Annotated in this window: 10 protein-coding genes; 7 read left to right on the top strand and 3 right to left on the bottom strand. The window is 64.3% G+C overall.

Annotation, left to right across the window (positions count from 1 at the left end):
* Window positions 1-24: 24 nt before the first annotated feature.
* From NP534_RS07225 to NP534_RS07210, 4 genes are all read left to right on the top strand, one after another.
* Window positions 25-2616 (top strand): glycosyltransferase, encoded by a 2592-nt coding sequence (locus NP534_RS07225; protein WP_274098284.1) that lies wholly within the window; start codon window positions 25-27, stop codon window positions 2614-2616.
* Between the two features lie 93 nt (window positions 2617-2709).
* Entirely contained in the window at window positions 2710-3861 is a 1152-nt protein-coding gene (dapE, locus tag NP534_RS07220) for a succinyl-diaminopimelate desuccinylase (protein WP_033700897.1), read from the top strand.
* Window positions 3861-4673, top strand: coding sequence for a putative RNA methyltransferase (locus tag NP534_RS07215; RefSeq protein WP_186662968.1), 813 nt, complete (start codon window positions 3861-3863; stop codon window positions 4671-4673). The genes dapE and NP534_RS07215 overlap by 1 nt, the downstream gene beginning before the upstream one ends.
* Before the next feature lie 17 nt (window positions 4674-4690).
* Window positions 4691-5068, top strand: coding sequence for a hypothetical protein (locus tag NP534_RS07210; RefSeq protein ID WP_033700900.1), 378 nt, complete (start codon window positions 4691-4693; stop codon window positions 5066-5068).
* Between the two features lie 90 nt (window positions 5069-5158).
* On the opposite strand, the gene NP534_RS07205 is transcribed toward NP534_RS07210, so the two are convergent.
* Complete coding sequence (locus NP534_RS07205) at window positions 5159-5368, bottom strand: cold-shock protein (RefSeq protein WP_027595776.1); 210 nt, start codon at window positions 5366-5368, stop codon at window positions 5159-5161.
* 233 nt (window positions 5369-5601) lie between these two features.
* On the opposite strand from NP534_RS07205, the gene plsB reads away from it, so the two are divergent.
* From plsB to NP534_RS07190, 3 genes are all read left to right on the top strand, one after another.
* Entirely contained in the window at window positions 5602-8088 is a 2487-nt protein-coding gene (gene plsB, locus NP534_RS07200) for a glycerol-3-phosphate 1-O-acyltransferase PlsB (RefSeq protein WP_274098283.1), read from the top strand.
* 76 nt (window positions 8089-8164) lie between these two features.
* On the top strand, window positions 8165-8563 hold the full coding sequence (locus tag NP534_RS07195; protein ID WP_274098282.1) for a YbaY family lipoprotein: 399 nt from the start codon (window positions 8165-8167) through the stop codon (window positions 8561-8563).
* 33 nt (window positions 8564-8596) lie between these two features.
* Complete coding sequence (locus tag NP534_RS07190) at window positions 8597-9286, top strand: DUF4197 domain-containing protein (RefSeq protein ID WP_033700903.1); 690 nt, start codon at window positions 8597-8599, stop codon at window positions 9284-9286.
* A 76-nt stretch (window positions 9287-9362) separates the two neighbouring features.
* Here NP534_RS07190 and NP534_RS07185 read toward each other — a convergent pair whose 3' ends face one another.
* Both NP534_RS07185 and NP534_RS07180 read right to left on the bottom strand, forming a co-directional pair.
* The gene (locus tag NP534_RS07185; RefSeq protein ID WP_186654428.1) at window positions 9363-12428 is read right to left on the bottom strand and encodes an efflux RND transporter permease subunit; all 3066 of its coding nucleotides are present in this window, start codon (window positions 12426-12428) and stop codon (window positions 9363-9365) included.
* Window positions 12429-12434: 6 nt separating this feature from the next.
* Entirely contained in the window at window positions 12435-13535 is a 1101-nt protein-coding gene (locus NP534_RS07180; RefSeq protein ID WP_274098281.1) for an efflux RND transporter periplasmic adaptor subunit, read from the bottom strand.
* Window positions 13536-13692: the final 157 nt, after the last annotated feature.

Raw genomic sequence — 13692 nt, 5'->3', positions numbered from 1 at the left:
TCAATTCGACAGACTTGGACGACAATGTCATCACGCAAATTCGGCCTCAACCTGGTCGTGGTCCTGGCCATCGCTGCGCTATTCACCGGGTTCTGGGCGCTGATCAACCGCCCGGTGTCCGCGCCCGCCTGGCCGGAACAGATCTCCGGCTTCTCGTATTCGCCGTTCCGTCTGGGCGAAAGCCCGCAAAAGGGCCAATACCCCAACGACGACGAGATGCGCCAGGACCTGGAGCAGATGAGCAAGCTGACCGACAGCATCCGCATCTACACCGTAGAGGGCACCCAGGCCGATATCCCGCGCCTGGCCGAAGAATTCGGCCTGCGGGTGACCTTGGGCATCTGGATCAGCCCGGACCTTGAGCGCAACGAGCGTGAAATCGCCAGCGCCATCGAACTGGCCAACACCTCGCGCAGTGTGGTGCGGGTAGTAGTGGGCAACGAGGCACTGTTCCGCGAAGAAGTCACCCCGCAAGCCTTGATCCAGTACCTGGACCGGGTACGCGCGGCGGTCAAGGTGCCGGTCACCACCAGTGAGCAATGGCATATCTGGAAGGAAAACCCGGAGCTGGCCAAGCACGTCGACCTGATCGCCGCGCACATCCTGCCTTACTGGGAATTCGTGCCGATGAAAGACTCGGTGGAATTCGTGCTCGACCGCGCCCGCGAGCTCAAGCAGCAGTTCCCACGCAAGCCACTGCTGTTGTCGGAAGTCGGCTGGCCGAGCAACGGCCGTATGCGCGGTGGCGCCGATGCCACCCAGGCCGACCAGGCCATCTACCTGCGCACCTTGGTCAACACCCTCAACCGCCGCGGCTACAACTACTTTGTCATCGAGGCCTACGACCAGCCTTGGAAGGCCAGCGACGAAGGTTCGGTTGGCGCCTACTGGGGCGTGTTCAACGCCGAACGCCAGCAGAAGTTCAACTTCGATGGCCCCGTGGTCGCCATCCCGCAGTGGCGGGCCCTGGCGGTGGCGTCGGTGGTACTGGCGATGATTGCCCTGGCCGTGCTGCTGATCGATGGTTCGGCCTTGCGCCAGCGTGGCCGCACCTTCCTGACCTTCATCACCTTCCTGTGTGGGTCGGTGCTGGTGTGGATCGCCTACGACTACAGCCAGCAATACAGCACCTGGTTCAGCCTGACCGTCGGCGTGCTGCTGGCGCTGGGGGCATTGGGCGTGTTCATCGTGCTGATGACCGAGGCCCACGAACTGGCGGAGGCGGTATGGATTCACAAGCGACGGCGCGAGTTCCTGCCGGTGCAGGCCGACAGCGCCTACCGGCCCAAGGTGTCGGTGCATGTACCGTGCTACAACGAGCCGCCCGAGATGGTCAAGCAGACCCTCGACGCCCTGGCCGCGCTGGATTACCCCGACTATGAAGTGCTGGTGATCGACAACAACACCAAGGACCCGGCCGTGTGGGAGCCGCTCAAGGCGCACTGCGAGAAGCTCGGCGAGCGCTTCAAGTTCTTCCACGTCGCGCCGTTGGCCGGCTTCAAGGGCGGCGCACTCAACTACCTGCTCCCGCACACCGCCAAGGACGCCGAAGTGATCGCGGTGATCGACTCGGACTACTGCGTCGACCGCAACTGGCTCAAGCACATGGTGCCGCATTTCGCCGACCCGAAGATCGCCGTGGTGCAGTCGCCGCAGGACTATCGCGACCAGCACGAAAGCGCCTTCAAGAAGCTGTGCTACAGCGAATACAAGGGCTTTTTCCACATCGGCATGGTGACCCGCAACGACCGTGACGCGATCATCCAGCACGGCACCATGACCATGACCCGCCGCTCAGTCCTGGAAGAGCTCGGCTGGGCCGAATGGTGCATCTGCGAGGATGCCGAACTGGGCCTGCGGGTATTCGAGAAAGGCCTGTCGGCCGCCTACGCCCACAACAGCTACGGCAAGGGCCTGATGCCCGACACCTTCATCGACTTCAAGAAGCAGCGCTTCCGCTGGGCCTATGGCGCCATCCAGATCATCAAGCACCATGCCGGCGCCCTGCTGCGCGGCAAGGGCAGCGAGCTGACCCGTGGCCAGCGCTACCACTTCCTGGCCGGCTGGCTGCCGTGGGTGGCCGACGGCATGAACATCTTCTTCACCGTCGGCGCATTGCTGTGGTCGGCGGCGATGATCATCGTCCCGCACCGGGTCGACCCGCCGCTGATGATTTTCGCCATCCCGCCGCTGGCGCTGTTCTTCTTCAAGGTCGGCAAGATCATCTTCCTGTACCGCCGGGCGGTCGGGGTCAACCTCAAGGATGCCTTCGCCGCGGCGCTGGCGGGGCTGGCGTTGTCGCACACCATCGCCAAGGCGGTGTTGTACGGGTTCTTCACCAGCAGCATGCCGTTCTTCCGCACGCCGAAGAACGCCGACAGCCACGGGGTGCTGGTGGCCCTCTCCGAAGCACGTGAAGAGCTGTTCATCATGTTGCTGCTTTGGGGCGCGGCTCTGGGCATCTTCCTGGTGCAAGGGCTGCCAAGCTCGGACATGCGCTTCTGGGTGGCGATGTTGCTGGTGCAGTCGTTGCCGTATCTGGCGGCGTTGGTGATGGCGTTGCTGTCTTCGCTGCCAAAGCCTGCGGACAAGGTTGCACAGCCACAGCAGGCCTGAAAATCCGGGGGCGCTTTGCGCCCCATCGGCCCGCCTGTTTGATATAAGATAACGCCCCTCGTTTTTCCGCCTTGCCTTGCCCCGGAGTTCCCCATGACGGCCCCTGCCGAGCTCTCGCCTACCCTTCAACTGGCCTGCGACCTGATCCGTCGCCCCTCGGTCACCCCCGTCGATGCCGACTGCCAGGCACAAATGATGAATCGCCTGGGCGCCGTGGGCTTCACCCTCGAACCCATGCGCATCGAGGATGTCGACAACTTCTGGGCCACCCATGGCAACCAGGAAGGTCCGGTGCTGTGCTTCGCCGGCCACACCGACGTGGTGCCGACCGGCCCGGTGCAGCAGTGGCAGCATGAGCCGTTCGAAGCGCTGATCGATGCCGACGGCATGCTCTGCGGCCGTGGCGCCGCCGACATGAAGGGCAGCCTGGCCTCGATGGTGGTGGCCAGCGAGCGTTTCGTGCGTGACTACCCGGGCCACCGCGGCAAGGTCGCCTTCCTGATCACCAGCGACGAAGAAGGCCCGGCCCACCACGGCACCAAGGCCGTGGTCGAGCGCCTGAAAGCGCGCAACGAGCGCCTGGACTGGTGCATCGTCGGCGAGCCTTCGAGCACCAACCTGCTCGGCGACGTGGTCAAGAACGGCCGCCGCGGCTCGCTGGGCGCCAAGCTGACCGTACGTGGCAAGCAAGGCCATGTGGCCTACCCGCACCTGGCGCGCAACCCGATCCACCTCGCCGCCCCCGCCCTGGCAGAACTGGCGGCCGAACACTGGGACGAAGGCAACGCCTTCTTCCCGCCGACCAGCTTCCAGATCTCCAACCTCAACTCCGGTACTGGCGCCACCAACGTGGTACCCGGCGAACTGACCGCGCTGTTCAACTTCCGCTTCTCCACCGAGTCGACCGTCGAAGGCCTGCAACAGCGGGTAGCGGCGATCCTCGACAAGCATCAGCTTGAGTGGAGCGTCGAGTGGGCGCTGTCTGGCCTGCCGTTCCTCACCGAACCGGGCGAGTTGCTCGATGCCGTGTCGGCCAGCATCAAGGCAGTCACCGACCGTGATACCCACCCCTCCACCAGTGGCGGCACCTCGGACGGCCGGTTCATCGCCACCATGGGCACCCAGGTGGTCGAACTCGGCCCGGTCAACGCCACCATTCACCAGGTCGATGAGCGGATCCTGGCCAGCGACCTCGACTTGCTGACCGAGATCTACTACCAGACCCTGGTCCGGTTGCTCGCCTGATGCTCGCCTGCCCCCTCTGCCAGGCAGCCCTGACACCGCTCGACAACGGCGTGGTGTGCCCTGCGGGCCACCGCTTCGACCGTGCGCGCCAGGGTTACCTGAACCTGCTGCCGGTGCAGCACAAGAACAGCCGTGACCCCGGTGATAACCAGGCCATGGTCGAAGCCCGTCGCGACTTCCTCGACGCCGGCCACTATGCCCCGGTGGCCCGCCGCCTGGCCGAGCTGGCCGCCGAGCGCCAGCCCGGTGCCTGGCTGGACATCGGTTGCGGTGAAGGCTATTACACCGCACAGCTCGCCAACGCCCTGCCCGATGCCGACGGCTATGCCCTGGACATCTCGCGTGAGGCGGTCAAGCGTGCCTGCCGGCGTGATCCAGCGGTTACCTGGATGGTCGCCAGCATGGCCCGCGTGCCCCTGGCAGATGCCAGCTGCCAGTTCATCGCCAGCGTGTTCAGCCCGCTGGACTGGGCCGAAGCCAAACGCCTGCTCAGCCCCGGCGGCGGCTTGATGCGGGTCGGCCCGACCAGCGGCCACCTGATGGAGCTGCGCGAAGTGCTCTACGATGAAGTGCGTCCGTATGCCGATGACAAACACCTGGCCCTGGTGCCGGAGGGCATGGCCCACGCGCACAGCGAAACCCTCGAGTTCCGCCTGAGCCTCGCGGCGCCCAAGGCACGCGCCGACCTGCTGGCCATGACCCCGCACGGCTGGCGCGCCAGCGCCGAAAAACGGGCACAGGTGATCGACCAGCCCGAGCCGTTCGAGGTCACGGTTTCCATGCGTTATGACTATTTCGTGCGCCAAGACTGAGCACACCCGGAGCCCTTATGCGCCAACCTGATATCGAGATTTACCTGAAGGACGCCGACGTCGACCACAAGCAGATTGCCGACTGGCTGGCCCAAGCCGTGGGCCCGTGCAGCGAGTGGCAGCAGAAAGGCCAGACCTTCAAGTGCAAGGCCGGTAACATTCCAGTCACCTGGTTACCCAAGGCTGTGGGGAAATGGAACAGCCTCTACCTGGAAAGCGACCAGACCCCGTGGGCTGATGACATCGCCTGCGCCCGCGCGGCGCACGCCGCACTCGGCGTCGAAGTCCGCTGCGCACCGGGTGGCTGGGTCGAGGAAGACGGTGAAGAAGATGCCGATCGCTGGGTTCGCATCAGCGCCGACGGTGAAGAGGAAATCACCTGGCGCACTTCTTGAGCTGCAAGCTTTAAGCTGCAAGCGCCAAGACGGATCGCATCAGGCTGCAAGTACACGGTCACTTGCAGCTTGAGGCTTACAGCTTGAGGCTCAGAGCCCTACTACGTCCTCGGCTTGCAGGCCTTTCTGGCCCTGCACGCAGGCGTACTCGACCTGCTGCCCTTCGACCAGGGTACGATGCCCCTCACCGCGGATCGCCCGATAGTGGACAAACACATCCGCACCACCTTCGCGCTGAATGAAGCCATAGCCCTTGGCATCGTTGAACCACTTTACATTCCCAGTCTCACGAGACGACATCTGAACTACTCCGGATTTTTTATTGTGAAGATCGCCTTGTAGGCACGCAGTCATCACCACGTGCCGACGCCGCTTGCCGAAATATCCTGCAAGTGGCAGGCCGAGTATATGACACAGATTAAAAAAAATTGATGACGGCCCCGCTTTTTGCCGATTTTTGCTGAACTTGCGCACATACGGCAGACTAAATGGCTGGATACTCACCTGAAAATCATACCCAGGGCACACACCCCATGACCCGTTCCCCCCTGCGCCGCCTGATCTTCGGCGCCCTGCGTCGCCTGTTGTACCTGTGGGTGCGCTCCGAGACCATCAACCAGTCGTCGCTGACGCTCAAGCTCGACCGCAGCCGCCCGGTGTTCTATGCCCTGCCCTCGCCCTCACTGACCGACCTGGCGGTACTCGACCGCGAATGCACCAAAGCGGGGCTGCCACGCCCGGTGTTGCCGGTGGCCGTGGGCACACTGCAGGAGCCGGCGGCGTTCTTCTACCTGACGCCCGACCCCGACTGGCTGGGCCGCCAGGACAAGAGCGGCGCCCCGCCCACCCTCGAACGCCTGGTCGCAGCGGTAAGCCAGCATGCCGAGGAAGATGCGCAGATCATCCCGGTGAGCGTGTTCTGGGGGCAGACCCCCGCCAGTGAGTCCAGCCCATGGAAGCTGCTGTTCGCCGACAGCTGGGCGGTCACCGGGCGCCTGCGCCGGCTGCTGACCGTGCTGATACTGGGGCGCAAGACCCGCGTGCAGTTCTCTGCCCCGATCCACCTGCGCGAGCTGGTCCAGCACAACAAAGGCCATGAGCGCACCGTGCGCATGGCCCAACGCCTGATGCGCGTGCACTTTCGCAACCTCAAGACGGCAGTCATCGGCCCCGACATCTCGCACCGGCGCAACCTGGTCAAAGGCCTGGTCCATGCCCCGCAGGTGCGCCAGGCCATCAGCGACGAGGCCGAACGTGAGGGCATCCCGCTGGCCAAGGCCGAAGCCCAGGCACTGCGCTATGGCAACGAGATCGCCTCGGACTACACCTACACCGCGATCCGCTTCCTTGAAGTGGTACTGAGCTGGTTCTGGAACAAGATCTACGACGGCATCAAGGTCAACCACATCGAGCAGGTGCAGGGCATCGCCCCTGGCCACGAAGTGGTCTACGTGCCCTGCCACCGCAGCCACATCGACTACCTGCTGCTGTCCTACCTGCTGTTCCGCAACGGCCTCACCCCACCGCACGTGGCGGCCGGCATCAACCTCAACATGCCGGTGGTCGGTAGCCTGCTGCGCCGTGGCGGGGCGTTTTTCATGCGCCGTACCTTCAAGGGCAACCCGCTTTATACCGCTGTGTTCAACGAGTACCTGCACACGCTGTTCAGCAAGGGCTTCCCGGTGGAGTACTTCGTCGAAGGTGGCCGCTCGCGCACCGGGCGCATGCTGCAGCCGCGCACCGGCATGCTGGCGATCACCCTGCGCAGCTTCCTGCGCTCTTCGCGCACGCCGATCGTCTTCGTGCCGGTGTACATCGGCTACGAGCGCGTGCTCGAAGGCCGCACCTACCTGGGCGAGTTGCGCGGCGCCAGCAAGAAGAAGGAATCGATCTTCGACATCTTCAAGGTGTTCAGCGCGCTCAAGCAGCGTTTTGGCCAGGTCTATGTCAACTTTGGCGAGCCGATCCGTTTGGCCGGCTTTCTCGATGCGCAGCAACCCGGCTGGCGCGAGCAGGAGCATGGCCCGCAGTTCCGCCCAGCCTGGCTGAATGAAACCACCACACGCCTGGGTGAAACCGTAGCCCGCCACCTCAATGGGGCTGCGGCGATCAACCCGGTCAACCTGGTGGCCCTGGCGCTTCTGTCCACCAGCCGCCACGCCCTCGACGAACGCGCCCTGTGCCGCGTGCTCGACCTGTACCTGGCGCTGTTGCGCCAAGTACCGTATTCGCCCCACACCACCTTGCCCGAGGGTGACGGCCTGGCGCTGATCGAGCATGTGAAGGGCATGAAGCTGCTGGCTGAGCAGAAGGACGCCTTGGGCCGCATCCTGTACCTGGATGAAGCCGATGCGGTGCTGATGACCTATTACCGCAACAACGTCCTGCACATCTTCGCCCTACCGGCGCTGCTGGCCAGCTTCTTCCTCAGCAGCTCGCGGATGAGCCGCGAACTGCTTGGCCAGTATGTCAAAGCGTTGTACCCGTACCTGCAGGCCGAGCTGTTCCTGCGCTGGGCACCCGAGCAACTGGACGAGGTGATCGACCAGTGGCTGGCGGCGCTGGTGGAGCAAGGGCTGCTGCGCCAGGAAAACGATGTGTACCTGCGCCCGGCCCCCAGCTCGCGCCCGTTCGTGTTGCTGACCTTGCTGGCCCGCAACATCACCCAGACCCTGCAGCGCTTCTACATGGCCACCTCGCTGCTGCTCAACAGCGGCCAACACAGCCTGAGCGCCGAAGCACTGGAAGACCTCTGCGTGATGATGGCCCAGCGCCTGTCGATCCTGCATGGCCTGAATGCCCCGGAGTTCTTCGACAAGAGCCTGTTCCGCCACTTCATCCAGACGTTGATCGAGCAAGGGGTGCTGCAAGCGGACGCGCAAGGCAAGCTGGGCTATCACGACAAGCTCGCCGAGCTGGCCGAAGGGGTCGCCAAGCGTGTGCTGTCGGCAGAGCTGCGGCTGTCGATCCGCCAGGTGGCCTTGCATCGCGACGATGCCCTGGAAACTTCGGCCCTCTAAGGCTTCATCTGCCGCGCAAATCCGTTAAAGTCCTTGGCGTTGGCCACAAGCCAACGCCACGGACAACGGAGATTCCATGAAAAAGCTCGTTATGCTGTGTTGTGCATCCCTGCTCGCAGCCTGCTCCAGCCACACGCCGTCGCCCCAGGCGAGCCTTGAGGGTGAAGTCTTCTACCTGCAGCGCATCGCCCTGCCGCCCACCGCCACCCTCAGCGTGGAGCTGCAGGATGTGTCGCTGATGGACGCCCCTGCCGTCACCCTGGCGCGCCAGGCCGGCCCGGTCAAAGGCAACATGCCACTGCCGTTCCACCTCACCTACGACCCGGCCCAAGTCAAGCCTGGCCACCGCTATGCGTTGAGTGCCCGTATCGAGCTGGACGGCAAGCTGCTGTTCATCAACACCGAGCATCACGGCGTCACGCTGGATGGCAGCGACGTGCAGCCAGTACGGGTCAAAGTCGACCCCGTACGCTGATACCCGCCTATTTCTGTTCAAAAGGAAAGCTTCATGATTCGCTCCTCCCTGCGTTTCACCGCCCTGTGCGCCGGCCTGCTGCTGTCGGCCAGCGCCCTGGCCCTGTCGCTCGGCGACCTGACCCAGAAGGACGCCAGCGGTGGCCTGAAAGACGCCCTGACCCAGGGCGCGCAGATTGCCGTCAAGCAGCTGAGTGCTCCCGGCGGCTTCAGCAACAACCCGGACGTGCGCATCGAGTTGCCGGGCAACCTCGGCAAGGCCGCCAAGGCCATGAAGATGTTCGGCAAGGGTGACCAGGTTACAGCCCTGGAAGACAGCATGAACAAGGCCGCAGAGGCGGCGGTACCGCAAGCCCAGGCAATCCTGGTAGATGCGGTGAAGAACATGAGCGTGACCGATGCCAAGGGCATCCTCAGCGGTGGCGACGACTCTGCCACCCAGTACCTGAACAAGAGCAGCCGCGAGCAGATCCGCGCCAAGTTCCTGCCGATCGTCAAGGCGGCGACCGACAAGGTTGGCGTGGTTCAGCAGTACAACAACTTTGCCGGTCAAGCTTCAGCCCTGGGGCTGGGCAGTGCCAAGAGCGCCAATGTCGAGAGCTACGTGACCGAAAAGGCCCTGGATGGCCTGTTTGAAATGATCGCCAAGCAGGAGCAGAGCATTCGCCAGAACCCGGCCGAGGCCGCTACCAGCCTGGCCAAAAAGGTATTTGGCGCACTGTGATGCCAAAACGACAAGGCCGCTCCTGCGCAGGAGCGGCCTTGTGTCGCGAAAGGAGGGCAAAGCCCTCCCAGCGGCCTCAGCCCTTCCGGACCCTGAACCACGCCGCATACAACGCCGGCAAGAACAGCAACGTCAACGCCGTCGCAACGATCAACCCGCCCATGATCGCCACCGCCATCGGCCCATAGAACACGCTACGCGACAACGGGATCATCGCCAGCACCGCCGCCAGTGCCGTCAGCACGATCGGCCGGAAGCGCCGTACCGTAGCCTCGATGATCGCCTGCCAACGCTCCATCCCCGAGGCGATGTCCTGTTCGATCTGGTCCACCAGAATCACCGAGTTGCGCATGATCATCCCGGCCAGGGCAATGGTGCCGAGCATGGCCACGAAGCCGAACGGCTGGCGGAACACCAGCAGGAACAAGGTCACGCCAATCAGCCCCAGGGGCGCGGTAAGGAACACCATCACCGTGCGCGAGAAACTGCGTAGCTGGATCATCAACAAGCTCAACACCACCACGATGAACAGCGGCATACCGGCATTCACCGATTTCTGCCCGCGCTCGGAATCTTCCACGGTGCCGCCCACCTCGAGCAGGTAGCCATCCGGCAGCTTGGCCTTGACGTCGCTTAACGTCGGCTCGATCTGTCGCACCAGGGTCGCCGGCTGCTCCTTATCGTAGATGTCGGCACGCACGGTCACCGTTGGCAGGCGGTTGCGGTGCCAGATGATGCCTTCCTCAAAGCCGTACTCCAGGGTTGCCACCTGCGACAGCGCCACGCTCTGGCCGTTGTCGGTGGGCAGCGCCAGGCTGCCCAGATTAGCCAGGTCGCCACGCTCTTTCTGCGTGCCGCGCAAAAGGATCTCGATCAGTTCGTTGTCCTCGCGGTACTGGCTGACCGTGGTGCCGGTCAGCGAGCTGCGCAAGAAGCTCGACAGGTGCGCGGTACTCACGCCAAGGGCGCGGGCGCGGTCCTGATCGATGGCCAGGAACACCGCCTTGCTTGGCTCCTCCCAGTCCAGGTGCACGTTTACCACGTGCGGGTTCTCGCGCACCTTGTCGGCCACTTCGCGGGCCAGGGCGCGCACCTTCTCGATATGCTCGCCGGTCACCCGGAACTGCACCGGGTAACCCACGGGTGGGCCGTTTTCCAGGCGCGTGACGCGGGCGCGCAAGTCAGGGAACTGCTGGTCGACGGTATCGATCAGCCAACTGCGCAGCCGTTCGCGCTCTTCCATCGATTTGGCCAGCACGACGAACTGGGCAAAGCTGGCAGCCGGCAGCTGCTGGTCCAGCGGCAGGTAAAAGCGCGGCGACCCGGTGCCCACATAGGCCACATAGTTGTCGATGCCGTCCTGCTGCTTGAGCAGCACCTCCAGTTGTTTGACCCGCTCGGCGGTATTGGCCAGCGACGCGCCTTCGGCCAGCTTCAGGTCGACCATCAGCTCTGGGCGACCGGAAGCCGGGAAGAACTGCTGCGGCACGAAGCGGAACAGCAGGATGCTGCCAACGAACGCTGCGAGGGTCAGCAGAATGACTGTCTTGCGACGCCGCACGCACCACTCGACCACGCGCCGTACACGTTGATAGAACGGCGTGGCGTAAGGGTCTGGCGCATGCCCATCGCTGCCATGACGGGCAGCATGCAGCTTGGCCAGGTCCGGCAGCAGGCGTTCGCCCAGGTAAGGGACAAACACCACCGCCGCAACCCAGGAGGTCAGCAGCGCAATGGTCACGACCTGGAAGATCGAACGGGTGTACTCGCCCGTGCTCGACGCCGCCGTGGCAATCGGCAAGAAGCCGGCAGCGGTAATCAAGGTACCGGTCAGCATGGGGAAGGCCGTACTGGTCCAGGCGTAGCTGGCCGCCTTGAACCGGTCGTAGCCCTGCTCCATCTTGATCGCCATCATCTCCACGGCAATGATCGCGTCGTCCACCAGCAAACCCAGCGCCAGCACCAGCGCACCGAGCGAAATCTTGTGCAAGCCGATGCCGAAATAGTGCATGGCGGCAAAGGTCATGGCCAGTACCAACGGAATGGCCAATGCCACCACCAGCCCGGTGCGCAGGCCCAAGGAGAAGAAGCTCACCAGCAGGACGATGACCAGCGCCTCGACCAGTACCTGGACGAACTCACCGACGCCGGCCTTGACCGCAGCCGGCTGGTCAGAGACCTTGCGCAGCTCCATACCGGCCGGCAGGTTGCGCGCCAGGCGCTCGAACTCGCCCTCCAGGGCTTTGCCCAGCACCAGGATGTCGCCGCCGTCCTTCATCGAGACGGCCAGGCCGATGGCGTCTTCACCCATGAAGCGCATGCGCGGCGCGGGTGGGTCGTTGAAGCCGCGGTGCACCTCGGCTACGTCACCAATGCGGAAGGTGCGATCGCCCACCCGAATCGGGAACTGACGAATTTGCTCGACACTGTCGAAGCGGCCGCTGACCCGCAGTTGCAGGCGCTCGCTGGGCGTCTCGAAGAAGCCCGCCGTGCTGACCGCGTTCTGCTCCTGCAGGGCCTGCTGAACGGCTTCCAATGGCACGCCGAGGGTCGCCAGCTTGAGGTTGGACAGCTCGATCCAGACCTTCTCGTCCTGCAGCCCGACCAGCTCGACCTTGCCCACATCCTTGACCCGCTGCAGCTGGATCTGGATGCGGTCGGCGTAGTCCTTGAGCACCGCATAGTCGAAGCCCGTGCCGGTCAGCGCGTAGATATTGCCGAACGTGGTGCCGAATTCGTCATTGAAGAACGGGCCCTGGATTTCCGGCGGCAAGGTGTGGCGGATGTCCGCGACTTTCTTGCGGATCTGGTACCACAGCTCGGGGATATCCTTGGAATGCAGCGAGTCGCGGGCCATGAAGGTCACCTGCGACTCGCCCGGGCGGGAGAACGAGACGATCTTCTCGTACTCGCCGGTCTCCATCAGCTTCTTCTCGATGCGCTCGGTGACCTGGCGCGACACTTCCTCGGCGGTGGCGCCGGGCCACACGGTGCGCACGACCATGGCCTTGAAGGTGAACGGCGGGTCCTCGCTCTGGCCCAGCTTGGTGTAGGACATGGCGCCAATGGCAGCCAGCAGGATCATCAGGAACAGTACGATCTGGCGATTGCGCAGCGCCCAGGCGGAAAGGTTGAAACCCATCGGGACTTACTCCTTGGCCGTCAGGTTCACTACACGGTTGGTGCGATCCACGGGGCGCACCTCCTGCCCCTCGCGCAACACATGGCCCCCGGCGGCGACCACCCAGTCGCCCGGTTTCAAGCCTTCGAGCACCGGTACACTGTCAGAGCCATACGGCCCCAGGCGCACTACCGTGCGTTCCAGGCGGCGGTCCTGGCCGACCCGCCAGACATAGGCTTGGCCGTTTTCTGCAGTGACCGCCGACAACGGCACTGCCAGTGGGATCAGCCCTTCATGGGCGATGAAAACACGTGCGCTCTGGCCCAGCTCGGCGGGCGCCTTGGCCGAGGTGAAGGCGATGCGTGCGGCGAAGGTTCGCGAACGTGGGTCGGCTGCCGGCGAGAGTTCACGGATACGCCCGTCGAAGCGCTCGCCTGGGTGCGACCACAGCTCCACGCTGACGCCTTGGCCCACGGCAAAACGGGAAAATTGCTGCTCCGGCAGGCCGATGACCACCTCACGCTCGCCGTCTGCGGCCAAGGTGAACACGGTCTGCCCGGCCGCGACCACCTGGCCGACTTCGACCTGGCGCTTGGCGATGACACCGGCCTGCGGCGCACGCAGCACCGCATACTCGGCCTGGTTGCCGGCCACATCGAACTCGGCCTTGGCTTGTTTCAGGCGGGCCATGCCGGCGCGGTACAGGTTTTCGGCATTGTCGTATTGCGAGTGGCTGACCATTTGCCGGTCCAGCAGCTTCTGGTAGCGATCACGCTCGGCGCGCACCAGCGACAGGTTGGCTTCGGCGGCGGCCATCTGGGCACGATTGGCTTCCAGTTGCAGGCGCACATCCTGTGGGTCAAGCTCGGCCAGCGGCTGCTCGGCCTTGACCCGCTGGCCCTCTTCGACCAGGCGTTTGCTGACTTTGCCGGCAATGCGGAAGGCCAGCTCCGGTTCGAAACGCGCGCGCACTTCGCCGGGGTAGCTGTCGGCAGCCGCTTCGGCCGGCTGTGGCTGAATCACCAGTGCCGGGCGCGGCGCGGCGGGTGGCGCGGCTTCCTGGCCGCACGCCGCAAGGAGCAGGGCGACGGCAGTGGGCAGAGCGATGGACAAGGCATGGCGCAACATGATGAATCCTTTCGCGAAGAGCACATCGAATATTTATACTGGCGGGTATATTAAATCAGGGAATCGGCGCCGGGAAGGGTGTCTGTGGTGGTTTTTGCAGGGTGGGGCTTGAGGCCTCTGGCGCCTGTGAGATCGAGCGCCGCCCGCGCGGCGCTCG

Source organism: Pseudomonas sp. 39004 (genome assembly GCF_028682155.1).
Taxonomy (GTDB): domain Bacteria; phylum Pseudomonadota; class Gammaproteobacteria; order Pseudomonadales; family Pseudomonadaceae; genus Aquipseudomonas; species Aquipseudomonas capeferrum.
This window is presented reverse-complemented; position numbering and strand designations above follow the sequence as displayed.